This is a genomic window from Mesorhizobium sp. M0062, from assembly GCF_040323125.1.
GTDB lineage: Bacteria > Pseudomonadota > Alphaproteobacteria > Rhizobiales > Rhizobiaceae > Mesorhizobium.
Genome location: NZ_JAMYUO010000009.1, coordinates 152,478 through 175,163, shown reverse-complemented (window position 1 = coordinate 175,163; position 22,686 = coordinate 152,478). Strand labels below are relative to the sequence as shown.

General features: G+C 62.7%; 23 protein-coding genes and 2 pseudogenes. 9 read left to right on the top strand and 16 right to left on the bottom strand.

The window, feature by feature from the left end:
• Window positions 1-21 precede the first annotated feature (21 nt).
• The 7 genes and pseudogenes from NKJ64_RS13845 (at window position 22) to NKJ64_RS13815 (ending at window position 8,371) form a co-directional block, all read left to right on the top strand.
• Window positions 22-1,257, top strand: coding sequence for a glycosyltransferase 87 family protein (locus NKJ64_RS13845; RefSeq protein WP_023735884.1), 1,236 nt, complete (start codon window positions 22-24; stop codon window positions 1,255-1,257).
• On the top strand, window positions 1,254-2,009 hold the full coding sequence (locus NKJ64_RS13840; RefSeq protein ID WP_023670377.1) for an FkbM family methyltransferase: 756 nt from the start codon (window positions 1,254-1,256) through the stop codon (window positions 2,007-2,009). The genes NKJ64_RS13845 and NKJ64_RS13840 overlap by 4 nt, the downstream gene beginning before the upstream one ends.
• A 155-nt stretch (window positions 2,010-2,164) precedes the next feature.
• Entirely contained in the window at window positions 2,165-4,726 is a 2,562-nt protein-coding gene (locus NKJ64_RS13835; protein ID WP_023829396.1) for a GcvT family protein, read from the top strand.
• A gap of 91 nt (window positions 4,727-4,817) precedes the next feature.
• A complete protein-coding gene (locus NKJ64_RS13830) occupies window positions 4,818-5,663 on the top strand; it encodes a DUF1194 domain-containing protein (protein WP_023691008.1) in 846 nt (281 codons plus the stop codon).
• Window positions 5,664-5,762: 99 nt separating this feature from the next.
• Window positions 5,763-6,712: pseudogene (locus tag NKJ64_RS13825) on the top strand (ABC transporter substrate-binding protein).
• A gap of 91 nt (window positions 6,713-6,803) precedes the next feature.
• The gene (locus NKJ64_RS13820; RefSeq protein ID WP_023688107.1) at window positions 6,804-7,577 is read left to right on the top strand and encodes an ABC transporter permease; all 774 of its coding nucleotides are present in this window, start codon (window positions 6,804-6,806) and stop codon (window positions 7,575-7,577) included.
• On the top strand, window positions 7,574-8,371 hold the full coding sequence (locus NKJ64_RS13815) for an ABC transporter ATP-binding protein (protein ID WP_023696446.1): 798 nt from the start codon (window positions 7,574-7,576) through the stop codon (window positions 8,369-8,371). Before NKJ64_RS13820 ends, NKJ64_RS13815 begins: the two co-directional genes overlap by 4 nt.
• A gap of 13 nt (window positions 8,372-8,384) precedes the next feature.
• On the opposite strand, the gene NKJ64_RS13810 is transcribed toward NKJ64_RS13815, so the two are convergent.
• From NKJ64_RS13810 to NKJ64_RS13800, 3 genes are all read right to left on the bottom strand, one after another.
• Window positions 8,385-9,323 (bottom strand): GlxA family transcriptional regulator, encoded by a 939-nt coding sequence (locus tag NKJ64_RS13810; protein WP_348524244.1) that lies wholly within the window; start codon window positions 9,321-9,323, stop codon window positions 8,385-8,387.
• A gap of 349 nt (window positions 9,324-9,672) precedes the next feature.
• Window positions 9,673-9,807: a hypothetical protein gene (locus NKJ64_RS13805; protein WP_023681787.1), complete on the bottom strand. Its 135-nt coding sequence runs from the start codon at window positions 9,805-9,807 to the stop codon at window positions 9,673-9,675.
• A gap of 363 nt (window positions 9,808-10,170) precedes the next feature.
• Window positions 10,171-10,356 (bottom strand): hypothetical protein, encoded by a 186-nt coding sequence (locus NKJ64_RS13800; RefSeq protein ID WP_023681786.1) that lies wholly within the window; start codon window positions 10,354-10,356, stop codon window positions 10,171-10,173.
• Window positions 10,357-10,558: 202 nt separating this feature from the next.
• On the opposite strand from NKJ64_RS13800, the gene NKJ64_RS13795 reads away from it, so the two are divergent.
• Window positions 10,559-11,458, top strand: a complete 900-nt coding sequence (locus tag NKJ64_RS13795; protein WP_023670389.1) for a LysR substrate-binding domain-containing protein — start codon at window positions 10,559-10,561, stop codon at window positions 11,456-11,458.
• Between the two features lie 124 nt (window positions 11,459-11,582).
• Here NKJ64_RS13795 and NKJ64_RS13790 read toward each other — a convergent pair whose 3' ends face one another.
• The 12 genes and pseudogenes from NKJ64_RS13790 to NKJ64_RS13735 all read right to left on the bottom strand — a co-directional run bounded on the left by NKJ64_RS13790 (window position 11,583) and on the right by NKJ64_RS13735 (window position 21,606).
• A complete protein-coding gene (locus NKJ64_RS13790; RefSeq protein ID WP_352462775.1) occupies window positions 11,583-12,548 on the bottom strand; it encodes an alpha/beta hydrolase in 966 nt (321 codons plus the stop codon).
• Window positions 12,549-12,799: 251 nt separating this feature from the next.
• A complete protein-coding gene (locus NKJ64_RS13785; RefSeq protein ID WP_196813564.1) occupies window positions 12,800-12,967 on the bottom strand; it encodes a hypothetical protein in 168 nt (55 codons plus the stop codon).
• A gap of 186 nt (window positions 12,968-13,153) precedes the next feature.
• The gene (locus NKJ64_RS13780; protein ID WP_032895446.1) at window positions 13,154-15,283 is read right to left on the bottom strand and encodes an ASKHA domain-containing protein; all 2,130 of its coding nucleotides are present in this window, start codon (window positions 15,281-15,283) and stop codon (window positions 13,154-13,156) included.
• Window positions 15,234-16,208, bottom strand: a complete 975-nt coding sequence (locus tag NKJ64_RS13775) for a methyltetrahydrofolate cobalamin methyltransferase (RefSeq protein WP_023681781.1) — start codon at window positions 16,206-16,208, stop codon at window positions 15,234-15,236. The genes NKJ64_RS13780 and NKJ64_RS13775 overlap by 50 nt, the downstream gene beginning before the upstream one ends.
• Before the next feature lie 80 nt (window positions 16,209-16,288).
• Entirely contained in the window at window positions 16,289-17,380 is a 1,092-nt protein-coding gene (locus tag NKJ64_RS13770; RefSeq protein WP_023681780.1) for a methylenetetrahydrofolate reductase, read from the bottom strand.
• A complete protein-coding gene (locus tag NKJ64_RS13765) occupies window positions 17,377-18,000 on the bottom strand; it encodes a methylenetetrahydrofolate reductase C-terminal domain-containing protein (protein WP_023829394.1) in 624 nt (207 codons plus the stop codon). The genes NKJ64_RS13770 and NKJ64_RS13765 overlap by 4 nt, the downstream gene beginning before the upstream one ends.
• Window positions 17,993-18,295: a virulence factor gene (locus NKJ64_RS13760; RefSeq protein WP_023670397.1), complete on the bottom strand. Its 303-nt coding sequence runs from the start codon at window positions 18,293-18,295 to the stop codon at window positions 17,993-17,995. The genes NKJ64_RS13765 and NKJ64_RS13760 overlap by 8 nt, the downstream gene beginning before the upstream one ends.
• Window positions 18,296-18,568: 273 nt before the next feature.
• Window positions 18,569-19,084 carry a GNAT family N-acetyltransferase gene (locus NKJ64_RS13755; RefSeq protein WP_081731010.1) on the bottom strand — a complete coding sequence of 172 codons (516 nt, stop codon included), beginning with the start codon at window positions 19,082-19,084 and terminating at the stop codon, window positions 18,569-18,571.
• Window positions 19,072-19,338, bottom strand: coding sequence for a type II toxin-antitoxin system TacA family antitoxin (locus NKJ64_RS13750; protein WP_023735234.1), 267 nt, complete (start codon window positions 19,336-19,338; stop codon window positions 19,072-19,074). Before NKJ64_RS13750 ends, NKJ64_RS13755 begins: the two co-directional genes overlap by 13 nt.
• A 56-nt stretch (window positions 19,339-19,394) precedes the next feature.
• Window positions 19,395-20,176: pseudogene (locus NKJ64_RS13745) on the bottom strand (formyl transferase).
• Window positions 20,177-20,286: 110 nt separating this feature from the next.
• Window positions 20,287-20,862: a DUF4893 domain-containing protein gene (locus tag NKJ64_RS13740; RefSeq protein WP_023670399.1), complete on the bottom strand. Its 576-nt coding sequence runs from the start codon at window positions 20,860-20,862 to the stop codon at window positions 20,287-20,289.
• Window positions 20,863-20,976: 114 nt separating this feature from the next.
• The gene (locus tag NKJ64_RS13735; protein WP_023753434.1) at window positions 20,977-21,606 is read right to left on the bottom strand and encodes a DUF1638 domain-containing protein; all 630 of its coding nucleotides are present in this window, start codon (window positions 21,604-21,606) and stop codon (window positions 20,977-20,979) included.
• Between the two features lie 65 nt (window positions 21,607-21,671).
• On the opposite strand from NKJ64_RS13735, the gene NKJ64_RS13730 reads away from it, so the two are divergent.
• On the top strand, window positions 21,672-21,812 hold the full coding sequence (locus NKJ64_RS13730; protein ID WP_023670401.1) for an entericidin A/B family lipoprotein: 141 nt from the start codon (window positions 21,672-21,674) through the stop codon (window positions 21,810-21,812).
• A gap of 89 nt (window positions 21,813-21,901) precedes the next feature.
• Here the strand turns inward: NKJ64_RS13730 and NKJ64_RS13725 are convergent, their stop codons facing one another.
• Window positions 21,902-22,600, bottom strand: a complete 699-nt coding sequence (locus tag NKJ64_RS13725) for a cobalamin B12-binding domain-containing protein (protein WP_023753433.1) — start codon at window positions 22,598-22,600, stop codon at window positions 21,902-21,904.
• Window positions 22,601-22,686 lie beyond the last annotated feature (86 nt).

The following is a 22,686-nucleotide window of genomic DNA, read 5'->3' as shown; positions in this document are numbered from 1 at the left end:
AGCGAAGTCCTGAGTCCGACAATGCTGAGCAAGTCTCCCGCCCCGCAAAACACACTCGACCGGCTGACTGCGGCCGCTCTCGCGTGGGGCGAGGGGACTTATGCGCGATGGGCGGCTCCGGTCGGCGCGATCGCGTTTTCGCTCTATATCCTGCTGACGGCGTTCATGGCCTTGACGATGCCCGACGCCAATTGGGACATGCTGCCCTATCTCGCCATCGCCGAGGAGGGCGCTTATCCCGATGCGCAGGCATTGCATGACTATGCCTACAGCACGGTCCAGGCCGGCGTGTCGGCCGGCGACTACAAGACGCTGACCGACGATGGTGGCGGTTTCCGCAGCCATATGGCGCAAAATGCCGCCGACTTTCACTCGCTGCTTGGCATGTACCGGATCAAGTTCCTCTACGCCGAGATTCTTTCGACGATGAGTTCGGTGATGTCGCCTGTCGAGGCGATGCGGGTGCTGCAGGTGGTCTCGGTGCTGCTGTTCGGGATGATCACGCTGCTGTGGCTGCGAACCGAAGGCGCGTTGGCGCTGGCGCCGGTGGCCGGCGCGGTGCTGATCATGGCCGATTTCGGCGACGCGGCACGCGCCTCGACCCCGGATCTGTTGTGCTCGGCGCTGTTCCTCGGCGGGCTGCTTGCCTATGTGCGCGGCCGCGAGGCAGCGACCGCTGTCCTGCTTTTCCTGGCCTTCATGGCGCGGCCGGACAATATTGTTTTTCTGGCCATCTTCGCCGTGCTGCTGCTGGTCTTCCGGCAGCGGGCGTGGGGCGCGCTGGCCGGCTTTGCCGCGTCCTTCGTCGCTTATTTCGCGATTTCGCATTGGGCGCAGCATCCCGGCTGGTGGCCGCATCTGTGGTTCTCCAGCATCGAGCAGCACTACAATATGGATGGCTTCGAGCCACCGTTCTCGGTTGGCGCCTATGTCAAGGCGTTCGCCGCATCCTTCATTCGCGCCACCAGCCTCAACAGTTGGGTCGGGGTCTGGGTTCTGGCGCTGGCCGGGTGGCTTGCGCTCAGCCGCGCCGGCTTCCGGCTCGATCGCCGCGCCGGCATCCTGCTTGCAGCACTGGTGCTTGGCGTGCTGGCGAAATTCACCGTCTTTCCGATCCACGACACCCGCATCTACTTCCCGAACCTTCTGCCGCCCTACCTTTTGCTCGTCGGCCCGATCATGGCGCTGTGGGCGTCGGCAAGCCTGAATGGAAGGCGGCCCATCGCCTTGCAGGCCATACCTGGAGATAAGCCATGAGTTCCATTTCCGGCCTGGCGCGCATCGCCCTTTCGCTCGGCCTGCCCGCCGGCCTGCTCGATCGGGGGCCGGCGTTGCGTGGCACGAAATTCCTGGCCAAGGCGGCGCTGAAGGCGCGGTTTGGCGGTGGGCAAGCCTTCCAGATGGTCAATGTCGGCGCTTGCGACGGCGCGCTGTTCGACGACGTCACGCCGTGGCTGCACCGCATTCCGCGGGCGCGGGCCGTGCTGGTCGAGCCGATCCCGTACAATCAGAAGCGGTTGCGGGCCAACTATCCCGACACGGAACGCTTCGTCATCGAACCGGTCGCGGTGACGAAGACCAAGGGCACGATCACCGTCCACACTTTCGATGCCGCGGCACTCGAGGCCGGCACGCTGCCGATCGAGTTCATCGGCTGCTCGTCGGTCACCGACACCAATCTGATGTCGGGCAAGAATGCCTGGGGCGAGGACGACGCCAATTTCAACAAGTTCGCGCCGCACGTGAGGGATATCGAGGTGCCGTCGGAAACGCTGCAGACGCTGCTCGACCGCAACGGCATCACGCATATCGACGCCTTCCTGGTCGATTGCGAGGGCGCCGACTGGATCGTCTTCGAACAGCTCGATCTCAAGCGCTATCGTCCGGGCATGATCAAGGTCGAGGTCGGCGCGCTGCCGGCCGCCGAAATCGGCCAGGTCGTGGTCAAGCTGAAGACATCAGGCTATCAGGTCGGTTTCCAGGCCGAGGACATCTGGGCCTTCGCCTGAGATAGATCGCCACTGGCGGCACGCCGGCGCGCCGGGTCGCGTCGCATCCGCGACGTGTCGCAAACAGGCGGTAGCTGCATCCACGTCCTCTGCATATTGTGCGCCATTCGAACGGGCGCGGACGCGCCCGCTTTATCCCCTTGGAGTCGCGGGCAATGGCAGAGTTTCCGAAACAGGCGAAGGTCGTCATCGTCGGCCTGGGTGGCATTGTCGGCGCGTCGATCGCGCATCATCTGATCGAGCGCGGCTGGACCGACATTGTCGGCATCGACAAGTCGGGCATCCCGACCGATATCGGCTCGACCGCGCATGCCTCGGACTTCTGCTACACCACGAGCCATGATTTCCTGTCGTGCTGGACGACGCTCTACTCGATCGATTTCTACGAAAAGATGGGCCATTACGCCCGCATCGGCGGTCTCGAAGTGGCGCGCGTCGGCGACGACAGCCGCATGGACGAGATCAAGCGCAAGATCGCCTCGGCCAAATCCTTCGGCACCCGCGCCCGGCTGATCGAACCGGCCGAGATCAAGGAAAAATTCCCGCTGATCGAAGAGTCCATGGTGCAGGGCGGCCTGTGGGATCCGGACGCCGGCCTGGTCATCCCGCGCTCGCAGACCGTCGCCGGCAAGCTGGTCGACCAGGCGGAAGCTACGGGGAAACTCAAATCCTTCGCGAACACGCCCGCCAAATCTCTCATCGTCGAGGAAGGCCGCATCAAGGGCGTCGTCACCGACCGCGGCACGATCATGGCCGATTATGTCATCGTCTGCGCCGGCATCTGGGGCCGGCTGATCGCCGAGATGGTCGGCGAAGACCTGCCGGTCATGCCGATCGACCATCCGCTGACCTTCTTCGGGCCTTACAATCAATTCGCCGGCACCGGCAAGGAGATCGGCTGGCCGCTGTTGCGCGACCAGGGTAATTCGGCCTATATGCGCGACACCGGCGACCCCAGGACCGCCGAAGGCGGCCAGATCGAATGGGGTTACTACGAAGAGACCAATCCGCGTCTTTGCCATCCGCGCGATTTGCTGGAAAAGGATCAGGCGCGGCTGTCGCCGTCGCAGCGCGATCTCGACATGGAGCAGATCCTGGCGCCGCTGGAGCGCGCCATGGAACTGACGCCGATTCTGGGCGAACTCGGCTACAATGAAAGCCATTCCTTCAACGGCCTGTTGCAGGTGACCGCCGATGGCGGCCCGTCCATGGGCGAGAGCCAGAAGGTGAGGGGCCTCTGGTACGCCGTCGCCATCTGGGTCAAGGACGGCCCCGGCATGGGCAAGCTGATCGCCGACTGGATGACGGACGGCCGCACGGAAATCGACCATCACGCCATCGACTATGCGCGCTTCTATCCGCACCAGACGAAAGAGCAGTTCATCTGGGATCGCTGCACCGAGACGGCGATGAAGGTCTACAATCCGGCGGTGCATCCGCGCGAGCCGTTCTCCAAAGGCCGCAACATCCGCCGCTCGCCGTTCTGGGAGCGCGAGAAGGAGCTTGGCGGTTACTTCATGGAGCTGGGCGGTTGGGAGCGCGCGCATGGCTATGCCGCCAACGAGCATCTGCTGGAGAAGTATGGCAACCGGGTTCCCATACGTGAGAACGAGTGGGACAATCGCCATTTCTGGCGGGTGTCCAATGCCGAGCACCTGGCGATGAGCGAGGATTGCGGCATCGTCAACCTCTCGCATTTCTCGATGTACGACATCGAAGGGCCGGATCATGTCGCGCTGCTGGAGTGGCTGTGCGCGGCCAAGATCGGTGGCGACAACAACATCGGCAAGGGTATCTACACCCACTTCCTCGACGAGCAAGGCATGGTGCGCGCCGACTTCACCGTCATCCGCATGGCCGACCGCTGCCGCCTGATCGACGGCGCCGACGCCGGCCCGCGCGACTTCCGCTACATGCAGCGCACCGCGCAGGACAAAGGCTTTGACGTCACCATCACCGACGTGACGGAAAAATATGTCACCATCGGCATCTGGGGACCGAACGCGCGGGCGACGCTGCAGAAAGTGGTCGAAAATCCGGATGGTCTCTCGCTCGAGAACTTCCCGTTCGCGGCGATCAAGCCGGTCAGGATCGGCGGCAAGGACGTCACCGCCTTCCGCATCTCTTATGTCGGCGAGCAGGGCTGGGAACTGCATATGCGTTACGAAGACGGCCTGGCCGTTTGGGACGCGCTGCGCTCGACCGGGGTCATGCCGTTCGGCGTCGAGACCTATGCCAACACCCGGCGCATGGAAAAGAGCCTGCGCCTGCAGAACGCCGACCTGTTGACCGAGTACAATCTGCTCGAGGCCGACCTTGCTCGACCGAAGGTCAAGGAGAACGATTTCTGCGGCAAGGCAAAACATGTCGAATACCGCGCCCGCGAGCACCAGCCGGCGATCCTGTGCACGCTGGTGATGACGGAAAACGTCGATTCGAAGGGTGTTGCCCGCTATCCCGTCGGCACCATGCCTGTGATGGATCCGAAGACCGGCGAGACGCTGGTCGACGAACTCGGCCGCCGCTCCTTCACCACATCGATGGCCTATGGCCCGACCATCGGCAAGAACATCGGCCTCGCCTATCTGCCCTGGGCCCATGCCCAGGAGGGCCGCAAGTTCGCCATCGAATATTTCGGCGAGACCTACCCGGTCGAGGTGGCTGCCGTCGGCTACAAGCCGCTCTACGATCCGGAGAATTTGAAACCGCGGAGTTGAGCGTCATAGGTTCCAACCAACACATCGAAAAGCCCGGCACCTCTCCGGGCTTTTTGCTTTGTCAGCAGCCGGTTTTCGCTTACCTTCGGGTATGTCTGCTTTTTCTTGCGCACGACATTTCCTTTCAGGCAGCGCCGCGCTGGCGCTGGGGCTCTGGCTGGTGCCGCCGGTTCAAGCCGCCGAGCCGGTCGACGTCGAGCTGGTGCTGGCCGTCGACGTGTCGCTGTCGATGTCGCCGGGCGAACTTGAAATCCAGCGTCACGGCTATGCTGCTGCGCTGACGCACGACAATGTTCTGCAGGCCATCGCCGATGGCGCCTACGGCAAGGTCGCCGTCACCTATGTCGAATGGGCGGGAGCGACCACGCAGCAGGTCGTCGTGCCGTGGACGGTGATCGCCAGCCGGGCCGATGCCGAGCGGGTGGCCGCGCAGCTTTCCGCCCATCCGCCGGCCAGCGCCCGGCGCACCTCGATTTCCGGCGCGCTGGAATTCGGCAGCGATCTGTTCGCCGAAAGCGGTTTTCAGGGGACAAAGCGCGTCATCGATATTTCCGGCGACGGGCCCAACAACCAGGGCGCGCCCGTCGACATCACCCGCGACGCGGTGGTCAAGCAAGGCATCATCATCAACGGCCTGCCGCTGATGACGCGCGGCGGGTTCGGCGGCGCCTATGACGTCAACAATCTCGACCGCTACTACAGCGACTGCGTCATCGGCGGTCCCGGATCCTTCATGATCCCGGTCAATGACTGGACGCAGTTTCCCGAAGCCATCCGCCGCAAGCTGGTGCTGGAGCTGGCCGGCGCCGCTTCGCCGCAACGGGCGCGCGAGGAGGCCGGGCATCCGCCGGTGGTGCTGGCGCAGGACCGGCCGACCGACTGCCAGGTCGGCGAAAAGATGTGGCGCGACCGCAGCTGGATGTTCGATGCGCGTTAGCGTTCGCATCATCACGCTGCCGTGAAGGGCCGGTTTCATTGACAAGCCCATGGGCGTCTGTGACACAATTCGGCATCCGAAAAAATAAGGGGAACCGACATGAACAAGACCATTGTCGCTGCCGCGGTATTGGCGCTTGCGGCTGCAATATCCGTGCCGGCCGAGGCTGCCACATCGGTCACCATCGGCATCAGCGGATGGACCGGCTTTGCGCCGCTGACGCTCGCCAAGCAGGCCGGCATCTTCGAGAAGCATGGCCTCGACGTGACCCTGAAGAAGGTGCCGCAGGCCAGCCGGCCGCTCGCCATCGCCAGCGGCGATCTGCAATGCGCCGCCACCACGGTCGAGACCTGGCTGGTGTGGAACGCCTCAGGGTGACCACCAAGCAGATCTTCCAGCTCGACAAATCCTATGGCGCCGACGGCATTGTCGTGCGCAACGACATCAAGACCGTCGCCGACCTCAAGGGCAAGAATGTCGCGTCCTCGGCGCCGGGCACGTCGCCCTATTTCATGCTGGCCTGGGTGCTGAACAAGAACGGCCTGTCGACCAAGGATGTGACCGTCGTCAACCTGGAACCGGATGCGGCGGCGCAAGCCTTCCTCGCCGGCCAGAACGATGCGGCGGTCACCTATGAGCCGTTCATCTCGGCGGTGCGCGACAAGTCCGATCAGGGCCACATATTGGGGACCACGCTCGACTACCCGATGGTGCTCGACACGGTCGGCTGCACGCCTGAATTCCTCACCGCCAATCCCGACGCCGCCAAGGCGCTGGCCGACAGCTATTTCGAAGCGCTCGACCTGATCAAGAGCGATCCGCAGAGATCCTACGAGATCATGGGCGCCGACGTGAAGCAGTCTGCGAAAGAATTCGAGGATTCGGCGAAATACCTGAAATGGGCCGACAAGGCGGAGAACAAGCAGTTCTTCACCAAGGAATTCCAGGACTTTTCCAAGACCGCCGGCGAGCTTCTGCTGCAGATGGGGTTGATCAAGGAAGCGCCAGACGTTGCCACGCTGGCCGACACCAGCGCGGTGGCGAACTGACAGGCCTCGCCTTTGACCATTGTGCGGCGGCGCCTAGGGCCGCCGCTCTCTCCTGGACAAGTGATGATTTGACGATGCGGACGATCTGAAGATGCGCCCCTTGCATCCGGTGTCGCCGGGCATTCGAACCGTGCTTGGCATTTCCTTCTTCGTGCTGTTCGTCGCCTTCTGGGCGTGGATCACGCTTGGCGGCCACGTCAACCGCATCTTCCTCGCCGACCCGCTGTCGATGCTGCGGGATGGTTGGCGGCTGCTGGTCGAGGACCGCTTCTGGCTCGACATATTGATCACCATCTGGCGGGTCTTCGGCGGGTTCCTGCTGGCGTCGATCGTCGCCGTGCCGATCGGCATCGCCATGGGCGCCTGGAAACCAATAGAGGCGTTTCTGGAGCCGTTCGTCTCCTTCGCCCGCTACCTCCCGGCTTCGGCCTTCATTCCGCTGCTCATCCTGTGGGCCGGCATTGGCGAGCTGGAAAAGCTGCTGGTCATCTTCGTCGGCTCGGTGTTCCAGATCATCCTGATCGTCGCGGTCAAGGTGGGCTCGACGCGGCGCGACCTGGTCGAGGCGGCCTATACGCTGGGCTCGACCAACAGCGGTATCGTCAAACGGGTCATCATGCCGGCCAATGCGCCCGAGATTGCCGAGACGCTGCGGCTGGTGCTCGGCTGGGCTTGGACCTATGTCATCGTCGCCGAGCTGATCGGTTCGTCCTCAGGCATCGGCTACATGATCATCAACAGCCAGTCGCGGCTGGCGACAGGGCAGATCATCTTCGGCATCATCGTCATCGGGCTGATCGGACTGTTGTCCGACTTCGCCTTCAAGGCGTTCAATCGCTGGCTCTTTCCCTGGAGTCTGGCATGAGCAAGTTGCTTATCGAAGGCGTCTCGCGAACCTTCGCCGGCGTGCGCGGCGGGCAGCCGGTCAAGGCGCTGATGCCGGTCGACCTTGCGGTCGCGGCCAACGACTTCATCACCATTCTGGGGCCGTCCGGCTGCGGGAAGTCGACGCTGCTCAGGATCGTTGCCGGCCTGGAAGCGCCGAGCGAAGGCCGTGTGCTGCTCGACGGCAAGGCGGTGACGCGGCCGGGACCGGATCGCGGCATGGTGTTCCAGTCCTACACGCTGTTTCCGTGGCTAACGGTGGCGCAGAATATCGCCTTCGGCCTGCGCGAACGTGGCATGGCCGAAAAGGAGCGAGACGGGATCGTCGCTTCCTATGTCGACCTCGTCGGGCTCAAGGGCTTCGAGAACCATTGGCCAAAGCAGCTGTCCGGCGGCATGCAGCAGCGCACGGCGATCGCCCGGGCGCTGGCCAACGACCCCGAAATCCTGTTGCTGGACGAGCCGTTCGGTGCGCTCGACAACCAGACGCGCGGACTGATGCAGGAACTGCTGCTCGGCATCTGGGAGCGGCGCAAGAAGACAGTGCTGTTCGTCACCCACGACATCGAGGAGGCGATCTTCATGGCTTCGCGGGTGATCGTGATGAGCGCGCGGCCAGGCCGCATCAAGTCGGATGTCGCCATCGACCTGCCGCATCCGCGTCACTATACGCTGAAGACCAGCCGGGAGTTCTCGGCGCTCAAGGCGCGGCTGACCGAGGATATCCGCGTCGAGGCGATGCGCACAGTACAGGCGCAGCCCGCCGAAGCCTGAGTGCGTTTTCGGATCAGGCCGCCAGCAATTGCTTGCGGTCGACGCGCTCCTGCTGCGGCGAGCGGGCATAGAGTTCGCGGTAGCATTTGGAGAAATGCGACGCCGAGACGAAGCCGCAGGCGACCGCTACCTCGACCACCGGCATCGAGGACTGGATCAGCAGGTGCCGGGCGCGGTCGAGGCGGATTTCCAAGTAGTAGCGGGCAGGGGATCTGCCCATCTCGGTGCGGAACAGGCGCTCGATCTGGCGGCGCGACAGGTCGACATGGTCGGCGATCTCGATCAGCGACAGCGGTTCGGAGAGATTGCCTTCCATCAGTTCGATGATGGTCAGCACCTTGGAATTCTGCACGCCGAGGCGGGCGCGCAGCGGCAGGCGCTGGCGGTCGGTGGGGCTGCGCACGCGGTCGGTCAGCACCTGCTCGCACACGCGGTTGACCAGATTGTCGTCGAAATCGTCGCCGATCAGCTTGAGCATCATGTCGAGGGCGGCGGTGCCGCCGGCGCAGGTGTAGATGTTCTGGTCGATCTCGAAGAGGTCGGCAAAGACGTTGGCCTTGGGAAAGGCCTCGGAAAAGCCCGGCAGGTTTTCCCAATGGATGGCGCAGCGCTTGTTGGAGAGCAGGCCGGCGGCGGCAAGGATATGCGCGCCGGTGCACAGGCCGCCGACGGCGACGCCTCTGTTGTATTCCTCGCGCAGCCAGGCGAAGGCCGACCTATTCTGGTAGCGCTCGACATTCATGCCGCTGCAGACGATGGCCATGTTCGGCCGATCCGGCCCGGCCATTTTCTTGCGCTCTTCCTCGAGCGAGGTGTTGACGGCGCATTCGACGCCGTTGGAGGCGCGCACCGGCTTGCCGTCGATGCTGGCGAGGCGCCAGCGATAGGCCTCATAGCCGAGCATGCGGTTGGCCGAGCGCAGCGGGTCGAGCGCCGTCGCAAAGGCGATCATGGTGAAGTCCGGGACAAGGAAGAATACAAACGATCGCTTGATCGGATGCTTTACGGCGTTCAAGGGAACCTCACGCGGCCATGGCGCGAACAGGATGTCGCGAACAGCACAGCGACATCAGGAAAAACCATTCCTGTCAATCGGCTAGGGGGCTAAGCGGAAACTATATTTGCGACATGGGTCGCAAATGAGCAATCGTCCGGGATGACAGGCACGGGCTGCCGACGGATTGGGCATGGTGGCGGCGGCATAGGTGCCAAAAATGAGAAACGCCGCTTCGGTCAAGCCGAAGCGGCGCTGTTATCGACTATCGGCAGCGGCAGGGAAGCGCTGAGCGCTAGCCGTTATCTCAGGCAACGAAACCGAGGCGCACCGCATTCATGGCACCGGTCTGGCCGGGCATGGTATTGGCAAGGCGCTGGCGCTCGAGAGCGGTCGTCAGGTTCATTTCGCGGCGGGCAAAGAGGCGGGCAAAAAGCTTCATCATCATCTCCTATCGGTTGCTCAGACGGGTCGCCTTCGCTTGATGGAGTGGGGCAGCTCGTTTGCTGACGGTGATATAGGCCTGCGTGAGCAGAAACTAAATCGCAAATGCGAAGCGCTTGAATGGAAATGCGACATCGTTTGCGACATTATTGGGCATGGTGCCCAAAATTTACGATTACTTACAGTGTGTTACCGGCGACATTGAGGCGCCATGCAAGTGACGCATATGCGCCATGCAGCGGCGACACGGCTCTGAAAATCATTTGAGTGCAAATAAGTTGGAGAAAGCCTGCAGGGCCAATAGAGAAGGCCTGCCGGGCTGGTCTGCGCGGCAGGCCTTCAGCACAAGGTACACAATGGTTTACTTTGCTCCAGCCCAGGATCCGACGCCGTGGCGTGCACCGGTCTTGGTGTCGGCAGCTTCAGGCCAGCCGATATCCTTCTGCAGTTCGATCGGCAGCGAGCGGATCGCACGTTCGGTCTGGAAGCGGGCGCGGGCCGCGCTCAATTCGGTCGCAAGCCGACCGATGGATGACAGGATAGACATTTCATTCTCCTTTGGTTGTGGCACGTCCCGCATGAACGCGTTCCGTCGCCTGGATATTCCGCATCGAGTGCAATTCCGTGTCAGGAGCGTTGGAGCCATGGCACGTCCTGCCTTCGATGGAGTTGACTATCCTCCCAATCTGATGTTCAATCAAACGAAATGGAATGATGCTTCACATCAGAAAAATTGAAGGTCGATCCCGATGAACGCCCCACTCAATCATCCGCTGCCGCTGCTCGATCTCGACGTTTTGCGCACCTTCGTGGCCATTGCAGAGACCGGCAGTTTCACCACGGCGGCCAATGCGGTGTTCCGCACGCCGTCGGCGGTCTCCATGCAGATCAAGAAGCTCGAGGACATTCTCGGGCGGTCTGTTTTCGCGCGGGATGCGCGCTCGGTGACGCTGACCACGGATGGCGAGATGCTGCTCGGTTATGCCCGCCGGCTGTTGTCGATCAACCGCGAGGTGGTGTCGAAGTTCATCATCCCCGAGATCGTCGGCGTGGTGCGGCTCGGCTCGCCGGACGACTATGGCGAGCGCGTGTTGCCGCATGTGCTGAAGCGTTTCGCGCAGTCGCATCCGTCGATTGCCGTCGACGTCACCATCGACCAGAGCAGCAATCTGCGCCGCCGCATGGACGACCGGGCGCTCGACATCACGCTGCTGACCAATTCCTACAAGACCAGCGCACTCGGCGCCGAGGTGCTGCTCACCGAGCCGATCGTCTGGGCCGGCGCCAAGGGCGGCAGCGCGCATCTGCGCGAGCCTTTGCCGGTGTCGCTGTGGGAAGAGGGCTGCGCCTGGCGGGCCGGCGCGCTCGATGCGCTGAGCCGTGAAGGCCGCAATTACCGCATCGCCTATATGAGCGCCCACACGGCAGGCCAGCGCGCCGCCATCATGTCGGATCTCGCGGTTGCACCGTTGCCGAAGTCGTTCCTGGGCAACGACATGGTCGAGCTTTGCCCGAAGGACGGCATGCCCGATATCGGCACCTACAATCTGGCGATGGTGGTGTCGCCGGACGCCAGCGCGCCGGTCAAGGCCGTCGCCGACCATATCCGTGCGACGTTCGAGCTTTTCCGCGAAACCGGCAAGTTCTAGAGCGGTTCACCGTTTCACGGAAACGGCGAGCCGCTCTAACTCCTTGTTTTGACTCAATTCCCAAGGGAAAGCGCTACACGCTTTCCCGGGAAAACCGTTTTACACTTTTCCTGGAATTGCTCTGCTATTCCGCTGCTTGGGCGGGGCGCGCCGCGAGAGCGGGTCGCGCCGTGCGCCGCGCAGTTGCGCGCCGCTTGGTGGGCTCACCTTCAAGGAAGGCGACGATGCTGTCCCTGGCGCGACGCGCCTCCGGCATCTCGATCAGCGGCCAGACGTGGAACATGCCTTCCTCATAGACGACGTCGATATCGACGCCGGCAGCGCGTGCCTTTTTGGCGAAGATCAGATTGTCGGGGCTGAGCAGGTCGTGCGAGCCGGTCAGAAGCAGGGTCTGCGGCAGCACCGAGAGGTCGCCATAGAGCGGACTGATATGCCAGTCCCTGCGATCGATGCCGGCACTGTACATGCGGATCGCTTCCAGCCCGCCGGAAATGCCGAGCCACGGATCGTTGCGTTCCGCCTCGAACACTTCGGGGTTGGACAGCGACATGTCGAGGCCGGGTGAAATCAGCACGTGGCGCGACGGCAAGGGCAGGCCTTCCTCAGCCGCCATCATGGTCAGCACGACGGCCATGTTGCCGCCCGCGGAATCGCCCATGAAGACGATGTCTTCAGCGTCGGTCTCATCCAGCATCTGCCGGTAGACGTCGCCGACCATGCCGAACATGGCGTAGAAATCATGCTCCGGCGCGATGGGATAGATCGGCACGGTGATGCCGAAACCCAAGCGCTCGGCCACCTCGGCGATCAACCCCCAATGATAGGATGTGATCTGGAAGACATAGGCGCCGCCATGCATGTAGAGGATGCGCCTGCGTTCGCCGGCCTTCGGCGCGATTTCATAGACAGGGAAGCCATCGACGCTGCGCTCGGTGATATCGAGCTGCTCCCGCAGCAATGCCGGGGGATGATGATCCTCGGTCTTGCGGGCATAGGCGATCCAGCGCTGCAGGTTTTCCGGGCTGGCAAATGCCTTCTTGCGGCTGTGCCGGAGGATGAAGGAAACGAGGTGGCTTTTGAAACTGGGCATTCGCGTACACAAGCTCGGCCGCAGCCGACTAAGAGAATTCCCCCACTGTCTCGAAGATCGTACCTCCAGCCGAAATGTCAAGATTCTGGCCCAAGCCAACACGGTTGTTTGATCAGCCAGGTCCGCTGTTTTGCGCAGCGCGGCTCAGCGCCGGGGCAGCAGCGCGGCGCGCAGCTTGACGTCGGTCGCAGCCGGGACCATGCGGCGGCCCCGGCGCTTGGTCAGCAATTTGCACTTGTCGGCGAAGGTCATCAGCGGCCCGAGCCCAGGATCAGACGCGACAGGTTGGTCTGGGCGTCGATGCGCGGCGACACGGGCCAGCCGATGTCCTTCTGGATTTCGGGTGGCAGGTTGTTCATGGCGCGCACGGCCTGTGCATTCTTCATGGCCGCACGAAAACGGCCCAGGGTCTCGAACATCTCTATTCTCCTTTGGAGCGTTGTGGCGGCGGAATAGTCCGGTCCGCCATTCGATGTCCGTTAAATGCTTCACGTCTGTATCGGACGGATTGCGCCAAAACAGCGTTTCGGTTTCCAGATCGGTGCGATCTGGAAACATTTGCATACAAATGAAATTGGGCGAATTGGCGGCCTTCGTAAGGCGGCTTATTCCCGGCTGCGCCTGGCGGCATGGCCTTCGCGCGAACGCCGGCGCGGGGCGGCGTCGCCGGCGACGCCATCCTCGCTGACGGTCTTGCGTGGCGGCAATTTCACCGCCGCCGACAGTTTCGGGAACGGATCGACCTTGTTGGGAAGCGCCATGGCGTAGACGAAATGCTCCTGGAATTTCGGCTCCAGTGCGGTCTCGATCTTCTCGATGTGGCTGACCGTGTCCTCGATCTCGCGGCGATAGCCGCGGTTGAGCAGCGCCATCCGCGCACCGGCGCCGGCGGCGTTGCCGACGGCCGAGACCTTGTCGAGGTCGCAGTCCGGGATCAGGCCGAGCACCATGGCGTATTTCGGATCGATGAACGAGCCGAAGGCGCCGGCGAAATGGATGCGGTCGACGTGTTCGGTGTTCTGCTTTTCCATCAGAAGCTTGGTGCCGGCATAGAGCGCCGCCTTGGCAAGCTGGATGGCGCGCACGTCGGTCTGCGTGATGGTGATCTTGGGTTCGCCTTCCTTCAAGACATAAGAGAAGGTGCGGCCGTTGACCGTGACGCGCGGCGACCGCTCGGCCAGCGACCCGTCGATGACGCCATCCTCGGAGATGATGCCGGCGAGGTACATTTCGGCCACGATCTCGATGATGCCGGAGCCGCAAATGCCGGTGACGCCGGTCGCCTGCACGCTATCCAGGAAGCCGGGGTCGTCGGACCAGAGTTCAGAGCCGATGACGCGGTATTTCGGCTCCAGCGTATCGGGGTCGATGCGCACGCGCTCGATTGCGCCGGGGGCAGCGCGCTGGCCGCCGGAGATTTCCGCGCCCTCGAAGGCGGGACCGGTGGGCGAGGAGGCTGCGACCACCCGCTTGCGGTTGCCAAGCACGATCTCGGCATTGGTGCCGACGTCGACGATCAGCATCATCTCGTCCTGGCGATGCGGGCCTTCCGACAGCGTCACGGCTGCGGCGTCGGCGCCGACATGGCCGGCAATGCAAGGCAGCATATAGAGGCGGGCGCCCTGGTTGAGCTTCAGGCCGATATCGGAGGCCTTGATGCGCACCGTGCCCGAGACGGCGAGTGCGAAGGGCGCGCCGCCGAGTTCGGTCGGATCGATGCCGAGGAACAGATGGTGCATGATCGGATTGCCGACAAAGACGGAATCCAGGATGTCGTTGCGCTGGACATTGCCTTCCGCGCAGACCTTGTCGACCAGGCCCGAGATCGCCTCGCGTACGGCGACCGTCATGCCTTCGCGGCCGTCCGGGTTCATCATCACATAGGAGACGCGGCTCATCAGATCCTCGCCGAAGCGGATCTGCGGGTTGGAGGTGCCCGACGAAGCGGCGACGCGGCCCGACAGCAACGACACCAGATGCATGGCGATGGTGGTCGAGCCGATGTCGCAGGCCAGTCCATAGGCCTCGTTCTTGAGGCCGGGCCAGAGTGCTATGACGCGGGCGATGTCGCTTTCGGCATCCTTGTGGATGGCCGCGGTCGCGGTCCAGTTACCCTTGCGCAGTATGCCTTGCACCTGCGGCATCAGGTAGAAGTCGAATTCGAGGTTTTTAAAGCCCCAATCCTTCATCAAGGCGATCTTGAGGCGGTCGAGATCGCCCAGCGGCTTGTGCATGTCGGGCTCTTCGATCTCGACATAGCACATGCGGATTGCCGCATCGCGGGCGATGACGCGCGTGTCGGCATCCTTGCGGATGGTCTGGGCGTTGATGACCGTGTCCTGCGGCACGTCGATGACGAGGTCGCCGAGGATCTGCGCCGAGCAGGACAGGCGCCGCCGCTCGGGCAGGCCGCGGACGCGCTCATATCGCTCTTCCTTGGCGCCCTTGGGCGAGATGTGGTCGTTGGACGAGACGATCTTGTGCTTGGCGAAATTGCCTTCCTGCACTTCGATCTGGCAGCGACCGCAGGTGGCGCGGCCACCGCAGACGCTCTCGACATAGACGCCGAGCTGACGCGCGGCATCGAGCACCGGTGTGCCGACGGGAAAGCGCCCGCGCTTGCCTGACGGCATGAACAGCACGAGCGGATCAGTAATGTTTGCAGGCGAGTTCACGATTGCGCGCTTATCCCCTGGCCATGCGGGCTTCACGGCCGCCGCGCCGGCGACCGCCATTGCCGCCGCCTTCGCCCGGAGCGTTAACGGCGGTGGGCGCTGCGACCGCCTGGCCGCCTTCGGCCGGTTTGTAATCCTTGTAGGTGCGGATCCAGTTGGTGCAGTTCTCGTCGGTGCCGTTGAGCACATTGGCGCCGCGCACGGCTTCCATTTCCTGCGGGCGAACCGGGTTCATGATAGCGCTAGTCATGCCGGCGCCGATCACCATCGGGATGAAGGCGGCGTTGATGCCGTGGCGGTGCGGCAGGCCGAACGAAATGTTGGACAGGCCGCAAGTGGTGTTGACCTTGAGCTCTTCGCGCAGACGGCGCAGCAACGCGAAGACCTGGCGGCCGGCATCGCCGAGCGCGCCGATCGGCATCACCAGCGGGTCAACGACGACGTCATGCGCAGGAATGCCGAAATCGGCGCAGCGCTGCACGATCTTCTTGGCGACGGCGAAGCGCACATCCGGATCCATCGAAATGCCGGTCTCGTCGTTGGAGATGGCGACGACCGGAACGTTGTACTTCTTGACCAGCGGCAGGATGGCTTCGAGCTTTTCCTCTTCGCCGGTCACGGAGTTGACCAGCGGCCGGCCCTTGGCGACCTTGAGCGCTGCCTCGATGGCGGCGGTCACCGACGAGTCGATCGACAACGGCAAGTCGACAAGGCCCTGGACGATCTCCAGCGTCTGCACGAGCAGGCCGGGTTCGGTTTCGTTCGGATTAACGGAGGTGACGCCGGCATTGACGTCGAGCATGGTGGCGCCGCAGGCGGCCTGTTCCAGCGCATCCTTGACGACGGTCTCGAAATTGCCGGCGATCATCTCGGCGGCCAGCTTCTTGCGGCCGGTCGGGTTGATGCGCTCGCCGATGACGCAGAAAGGCTGGTCGAAGCCGATGATGATCTCTCGTGTCGCCGAGGCGACGATGGTCCGGGTCATGAAGTCTCTCCGCCTGATATAAAGATTTCTTTATATCGTTGTCTGGTTTCATTCAAGCGAATGGCTGGCCGTCCGCGCTGTCAGTGCGCGGTCTTCACCATATCCACCTGCGTTTCGGTAATGTCGTCGTGCAGTATGCTCTCGAGCCGGTCGGCGACCATCTGATCGTCGTGGCGGATCTCGCGTTTCCATGGCTGGCGGCCTTTCAGCACACCCGATTCATCGACGATCTCGGCGACATATTCCTCCTGGCGGTAGGCCATCACATGGATGCCGGAGACACCAGGAATTTCCTTCACCTCGTTGATGATGTCGGTGCAGAGCTGCTTGCCTTCCTTCTTCTGGTCCTGCGCACCTTCCAGCCGCTTGATGATGGCGTCGGGAATATGAATGCCCGGCACGTTGGAGCGGATCCATTTGGCCGTCTTGGCCGAAGCCAGCGGGCCGACGCCGCACAGGATGAAAACTTTTTCCGTATGCCCCAAGTCCCGCGCCCTCTGCATGAAGGTTCTGAACATCGGCACGTCGAAGCAGTATTGCGTCTGCACGAATTGCGCGCCGGCGGCGATCTTTTTGCCGAGATGGATCGGGCGGAAATCGAAGGGTGGCGCGAAGGGGTTGACGGCGGCGCCAAGGAAAATTTGCGGCGGCGTCGTCAACTTGCGGCCGGACAGGAACTTGCCGTTGTCGCGCATAATGCGGCAGGTTTCCAGCAACGACATGGAATCGAGGTCGAAGACAGGCTTGGCGCCGGGCTGGTCGCCGGCCTGGACGCCGTCGCCGGTGAGGCACAGCATGTTGGCGACCCCCATGGCGGCACCGCCCAGCACGTCGCCCTGGATGGCGATGCGGTTCCTGTCGCGGCAGGCGATCTGCATGATCGGCGCGTAGCCCATGCGGGTGAGCAGCGCGCAAATGCCGACCGACGACATGTGGCAGTTGGCGCCGGAGGCATCGACGGCATTGATGGCGTCGACCCAGCCGTCGAAGATTTTCGCCCTGTTGTAGACGTCTTCGGGATCGGCGCTGTCGGGCGGGTTGAGCTCGGTGGTAACGGCGAATTCGCCGCGTCGCAGCACGCGCTCCAGTCGGCCACGCGAGGAGTGGCCGGGCAGGGGATCTAGCGGCAGATGGATGCCGGCCGGGTTTTCATCGCGCTGACGGCCGATCACGCGCCCGCTCCAGTGTTGGCTTTGGCCGCTGCTTCACGGGCCGCTGCCGACTGGGCCGTCACCCGCAGCCAGGCCGAGGTTTCGCGCAGCGACTGGTCGACCGGCTTCTGCACGGTCAGGATCCTGTCGCCATGCTCCATGTTCCGCGAGCCTTCCCAGGCCTTGACCCAGACGCAAGGCATATCGGGCTCGACCTCGCAATTGCCGTTGGCGCGCACACCGCCGCAAGGGCCGTTGCGCAGCTGCTTGGGGCAGTTCATCGGGCACGACATGCCGGTCGAGGACAGGATGCACTGGCCGCACATGCGGCAGTCGAACATGAAGCCCTTGACGCGTTTTTCAACGAACTTGATCGGCGCTTCGACGCGGCCGTAGCCAAGGCCTTTCCACAGCGGATGGAGCAGCAGGAACATGTCTGCGAACCTGGAGTAGAACCATTCGAGCAATCGCGAATGGCGGATCGACCACAGCCTGATCGCAAACGAGCGCTGCACGCGCCGCTGCGGCGATACGTCGGCCGGCTTGTAGTCGGATTTCGGCGCTGCTTTCTTGACCTGAGTGGCCTGGGTAACCGGCTGGGTAACCCTTGGCCCCTCTTTGGCAGGAGTGGTTTCAGACATTTTCTTTCCCGCCCGCCTTGACCAGAGCGACCAGCCGCTCGCGGTCGTATTTCGCGTCGATGTCGCTGAATGCCTTCTCGACCTCGGCTTCGAGGTCGTCGCCGACGGGGATCGGATCGGCCTTGCGCCATTCGGCGAGGTAATCGTCGGTGCCGCCGGCGCCGGTGCGCATGGCGCACATGTCGATCGCCTCGGTGAAGCGCAGCGGCAGTTCGCGCTTGGCGTTCTGCCGGCCCTTCTTGACGATGACCTGGGCGGGGATGTCGCGCCAATAGACGACAATCAGATCGGCCATGAATTCTCTCACTCCCTGTAGAGCGCCGTGCGTCCATGAGGGAAACGACGCTCCACCACTTTGTCCAGCAGGTGCGAGCATTGCCGGATGCGCAGTGGGGCTGCTTGTTATGGGACGACGCGCGCGCATTCAAAAGCGACGCTATTGGACGTCGCAAAAAGAAAGGCAAGAATCTTTGACTTTGTTACGGGCTGAGATGGCCTGAGGCGAGGGTAAGAGGGTGCGTACAAACCGCCTGGCAGGGTGAACATCGCCGCTTTTCCAACAGCGTCGTCATTCGTCCTCGAAGCCGTTTTGTTTCAAATCCGCGATCCGAACAATCATGCTGCGTTTTGGGTCGAATGGGAGATCTTCAAAGTCGAAGGCGAGATAGAAGCCTCTTACATCATCATCGAGCGGATGCGTCAGGACACCGAAGCAGCCTATTTCCCTTGAGAACCGCACCGCTGTTCTCAAGGCGAAAAGGAGAAGCGAACGTCCACAGCCATGACCTTGATACCGCCGGTCCACGGCAAGCTGGCCGAGCAAGATAACTGGAATGGGATCGGGGCGGTTGCGTTGCGCCGATTTTGGCAGATGGGCGCGCTCGATTTGACCCGTGCTTAAGGTGACATAGGCGGCGATAGCCCCGGTCGCGAGATCACAAATGATGCTGGTGCGCGAGGTCCCATCCTGTTGATTGCGCCAGGCATGGCGGCGAAGCCAGTTGTTGAGCGACTCGCGACCGCAATCGAAGGCCTCTCTGTCGTCATCCGCCGCAAGAGGCCGGGGAGGCGTTAGTCCTGCCATACAGGTCGTGAGGCAGCGAGCCTCCGCAGCCCAGGACGGGTTTTCGCGGGAGACTTCGCCCACGCCTCGAACTTTTCCCAATCGGCGGCCGGAATCGTCACGATACGTCCGTCCAGTACCTCCATTTCGGCGGCTTCGACCGCCTTGCGCCTGATAAAGTCGCTGAGATTGGTGTTTGCCTGACTGGCGGCGGCTTCAAGAATGTCACGTTCATCAGAGGTGACGCGGACACTGAGGGGGGCCATATTTGACATCGGCAAACTCGCTTTCTGTATGACAATAGCGTACAAGCCGTCAGATTGACAGTGCCTTACCACACACCCCGGCGCACACCGGTCCAGAGATGGAACCAGATCGTCGGGTGGTACCATTGTTTCGACGGCAGGCCGGGGTCGATCGTGACAAGCTTGCCGTCCAAGGCACCGCGGACCGCCTCGACGCAGATGTCGCGCGAGAACGCCGCCTGGCGCAACCCATAGCTCGAAATTGTGGCGCGGGGCGCCGGGTTGCCGCGCGCCTGTTAAACCCCGCCGCGGGGGTCCACGCGGGCGTCGACCAGATGCACGGTGGTGCCGAAATTCTGGAGATCGCCGGAGGCCAGCGCCCAGTAGCCGCCATTCATGCCGCGGTATTTGGGCGCGATGCCGGCGTGGTAGTTGAGCACCGGGCAGGGCATTTGCGCCAGCGTCTGCCGGGACAAAATCCGGCAGCCGGCGAGCAGCACCACGCCCGGGCGGATGTCGGCGACCGCCTGCAGGCAATCGGGCCCGTCGGCGGAGGAGACGTGGATGATCTTTTGTCCCGGCCTCGGCTCTGTCTGCAGTTTTGCGCTGCGATCAGCCGCTCCGCGTGCCCGGCGAAGAGGCGTTTGCCGAGCCTGGTCAGCACCATCGTGCCAAGCTGGCCGATGGCCGAAAACAAGCCCTGGCGGCGCGCCCGGCCGAGCAGCAATTGTTTTTTGGATTCAGGGCTTTCGAGGATGACGCTGACAGGACCGAACTGGTCGGCGATGGCGTTGACGATGGCCCAGATGTGCGGCCCGCCTTCGGTGACGATGACGATCGCAGCACTTTTTTCAACCGCTGATGCCATGGCGCGCTTTCTTGCCGGCGCGCAGCCATTTGCCGTGCGCTGCCCGGCTCAATTCTGTGCCGGGCGAGGTTAAATCTTGATGACCGCCCGGCCAGCGAGAGACCAACGGATCAGCGCTTGAACTCGATGATGTCGAGTTTCGATTCGTAGTAGGGCGCCGGGAATTCGATGCGCCATTCATTGGCGCTGGTGCGGAAGGCATAGCCGACCTGGTCGCTTTCCGGGCCGCTGCCATAGGGTTTTGGCTTGTTGTCATTGACATAGCCGGAGCCGAGATAGATCGCGCGTTTTTCGCTATCGTCGAAGAAACGGCCCTTGGTGCGTTGCGAGCCGCTGACCTTTTCCAGCTGCCAACCGGAGCCATCGTCCGTGACCTTGCACTTGAACCAGCCATAGATGACCAGCGGGCCGGTCAGGCCCACCTTGATGGTTCGGCATTGCCAGTTGCCGCTCAGGTCCTTGTCGGAAAAGGCCACTATCGGCTTTGCCAGCAGCGCGTCGAGTTGGCTGACCTCAGCCGGGTCTCCCGCTTTTGCCTCGGCCAGCGCCGCCTTGCGGGTCTCGCCATATTTGTCGAGGCGAACCTTGTCGGCAGGCGTGATGATCTTCTGCACCTCGCCGTCGGCGCGAGCGGGCAAGACGAGGCAGAGGAGGCCAAGGGCGGCGAGCAGGACGCGAGGGGTCATCGGGACGTTCCGTGTTCGGATGGCTGAATCAGCCTGTTTGCTTATGGCTCACAACTTAACCATTCGCGGCGGCCTGTCATCTGTTCTCGACAGCGTCCCGGCTCAAGAACCGCTTCAGGCGTGGGCGGCGGCCTGCGCCAGCCCGGCCGTCAGGTCGCCATAGCCCGTCGAGCGGCGCTCATAGGCGAGGCCAAGCATCTTCGCGGCCTTCTCGGCGACCTTGTCGAGTTCCGGATCGTCGGTCTGGGCGATGTAGATCAGCTTCTGGTAGTTGCCGAAATAGTCCTTGATCAGCTCCGGGTGCTTGTCGAGGCCGAGCGGCTTCATGAAGAAGGCGTCGAACTGGCGGCACAGGAAATCGGTCATGTAGAACGACATCATGTCGGCGTCGGCGACCTTCGCATAGGCGTCCATGCCCTGGTAGAAGGCAAAGCAGTGCGGCCCGGCCATGCGTTCGACGCCGTGCTTCTCCAGAACCCGGTCGAGCATGCCGCCGGTACCGCAATCGGCATAGCCAACGAAGATGTTGCTATAGCCTTCCGCCTTGGCCTTTTCGATCGCCTTGTCCATCGCCGGTGCGATGCGGTCGGGGTAGAAATGGAACTCCGCCGGCAGGCAGGTCAGGTCGAGATGGTCGAGCTTGAGCTGCTCCTTGACGGCCAAAACTTCGCGCGCAATCATTCCACAGGCGATGACCAGCAGCCTGTCGTCCTGATTCGGTTTCGTTTTTTGCATTCTGGCCATGGAACCCGGTCGAAGCGGCCTTCGTTGCTGTGGGGCGAATCTATCGAGAGAGGGATAAACCGTCCATGAAACTGTTACGCGTTGCGCCGATTGCAATCCTTGCCTGCGTCCTGGCGCTTACGGCCTGTGCCAACACCGTCCGTGGTGTCGGCCGGGATATCAAATCGACTGCGAAAGCCGTCGACGACACCGTCACCAAACCCTGACGCAGCCATCCGTTCCAATAGCTGGGAACAAAAAAGCCGCGCTGCAAGGCGCGGCTTTCGATTGTGGGCCAGACGCCTTGCGGAAGAGATCAGGCTGAAGCGCGCATATTATGCTTGCGCTTCATGAAGTCCTTGGCGGTCTCGACCGCCACAGCCGCGTCGCGGCAATAGGCATCGGCGCCGACGGCCTTGCCGAATTCCTCGTTGAGCGGCGCGCCGCCGACCAGGACGACATAGTCGTCGCGGATGCCCTTTTCCTTCATCGTGTCGATGACGACCTTCATGTAGGGCATGGTCGTGGTCAAAAGCGCCGACATGCCGATAATGTCGGGCTGGTGCTGCTCGATGGCGTCGAGGTATTTTTCCACCGCATTGTTGATGCCGAGATCGATGACGTCGAAGCCGGCACCTTCCATCATCATGCCGACGAGGTTCTTGCCGATGTCGTGGATGTCGCCCTTGACGGTGCCGATCACCATCTTGCCCTGCTTCGGCGCGCCGGTGGCGGCCAGCAGCGGGCGCAGGATGAACATGCCGGCCTTCATGGCGTTGGCCGACAGCAGCACCTCGGGAACGAACAGGATGCCGTCGCGAAAGTCCTCGCCGACGATGCGCATGCCTTCGACCAGAGCTTCGGTCAGCACCTTGTAGGGCGCCCAGCCGCGCTCGAGCAGGATGTTGGTGCCTTCCTCGATCTCTTCCTTCAGCCCGTCATAGAGATCGTCGTGCATCTGCTGCACCAACTCGTCGTCGGAAAGCTCGGAGAGGATGATCTCGTCGTCGGCCATTTTTTCTCGGGCTCCTTGCCGCGCGGATGCGATCACGGCGGCTTAAAATAATCGCGTCAATACCTAACCCGGCAGGGGCAGGTATC

Excerpts from the sequence above, each read along its gene's own strand:
- NKJ64_RS13795 (WP_023670389.1), top strand. The coding sequence starts at position 10,559 with ATGAACGCCCCACTCAATCATCCGCTGCCGCTGCTCGATCTCGACGTT.
- NKJ64_RS13830 (WP_023691008.1), top strand. The coding sequence starts at position 4,818 with ATGTCTGCTTTTTCTTGCGCACGACATTTCCTTTCAGGCAGCGCCGCG.
- NKJ64_RS13800 (WP_023681786.1), bottom strand. The coding sequence starts at position 10,356 with ATGTCTATCCTGTCATCCATCGGTCGGCTTGCGACCGAATTGAGCGCG.
- NKJ64_RS13760 (WP_023670397.1), bottom strand. The coding sequence starts at position 18,295 with ATGGCCGATCTGATTGTCGTCTATTGGCGCGACATCCCCGCCCAGGTC.
- NKJ64_RS13835 (WP_023829396.1), top strand. The coding sequence starts at position 2,165 with ATGGCAGAGTTTCCGAAACAGGCGAAGGTCGTCATCGTCGGCCTGGGT.
- NKJ64_RS13765 (WP_023829394.1), bottom strand. The coding sequence starts at position 18,000 with ATGTCTGAAACCACTCCTGCCAAAGAGGGGCCAAGGGTTACCCAGCCG.
- NKJ64_RS13755 (WP_081731010.1), bottom strand. The coding sequence starts at position 19,084 with ATGGCAGGACTAACGCCTCCCCGGCCTCTTGCGGCGGATGACGACAGA.
- NKJ64_RS13730 (WP_023670401.1), top strand. The coding sequence starts at position 21,672 with ATGAAACTGTTACGCGTTGCGCCGATTGCAATCCTTGCCTGCGTCCTG.
- NKJ64_RS13785 (WP_196813564.1), bottom strand. The coding sequence starts at position 12,967 with ATGTTCGAGACCCTGGGCCGTTTTCGTGCGGCCATGAAGAATGCACAG.
- NKJ64_RS13810 (WP_348524244.1), bottom strand. The coding sequence starts at position 9,323 with ATGATCGCCTTTGCGACGGCGCTCGACCCGCTGCGCTCGGCCAACCGC.
- NKJ64_RS13780 (WP_032895446.1), bottom strand. The coding sequence starts at position 15,283 with ATGGCGGTCGCCGGCGCGGCGGCCGTGAAGCCCGCATGGCCAGGGGAT.
- NKJ64_RS13805 (WP_023681787.1), bottom strand. The coding sequence starts at position 9,807 with ATGAAGCTTTTTGCCCGCCTCTTTGCCCGCCGCGAAATGAACCTGACG.
- NKJ64_RS13750 (WP_023735234.1), bottom strand. The coding sequence starts at position 19,338 with ATGTCAAATATGGCCCCCCTCAGTGTCCGCGTCACCTCTGATGAACGT.
- NKJ64_RS13725 (WP_023753433.1), bottom strand. The coding sequence starts at position 22,600 with ATGGCCGACGACGAGATCATCCTCTCCGAGCTTTCCGACGACGAGTTG.
- NKJ64_RS13735 (WP_023753434.1), bottom strand. The coding sequence starts at position 21,606 with ATGGCCAGAATGCAAAAAACGAAACCGAATCAGGACGACAGGCTGCTG.
- NKJ64_RS13740 (WP_023670399.1), bottom strand. The coding sequence starts at position 20,862 with ATGACCCCTCGCGTCCTGCTCGCCGCCCTTGGCCTCCTCTGCCTCGTC.
- NKJ64_RS13845 (WP_023735884.1), top strand. The coding sequence starts at position 22 with ATGCTGAGCAAGTCTCCCGCCCCGCAAAACACACTCGACCGGCTGACT.
- NKJ64_RS13820 (WP_023688107.1), top strand. The coding sequence starts at position 6,804 with ATGCGCCCCTTGCATCCGGTGTCGCCGGGCATTCGAACCGTGCTTGGC.
- NKJ64_RS13815 (WP_023696446.1), top strand. The coding sequence starts at position 7,574 with ATGAGCAAGTTGCTTATCGAAGGCGTCTCGCGAACCTTCGCCGGCGTG.
- NKJ64_RS13775 (WP_023681781.1), bottom strand. The coding sequence starts at position 16,208 with ATGACCCGGACCATCGTCGCCTCGGCGACACGAGAGATCATCATCGGC.
- NKJ64_RS13840 (WP_023670377.1), top strand. The coding sequence starts at position 1,254 with ATGAGTTCCATTTCCGGCCTGGCGCGCATCGCCCTTTCGCTCGGCCTG.
- NKJ64_RS13790 (WP_352462775.1), bottom strand. The coding sequence starts at position 12,548 with ATGCCCAGTTTCAAAAGCCACCTCGTTTCCTTCATCCTCCGGCACAGC.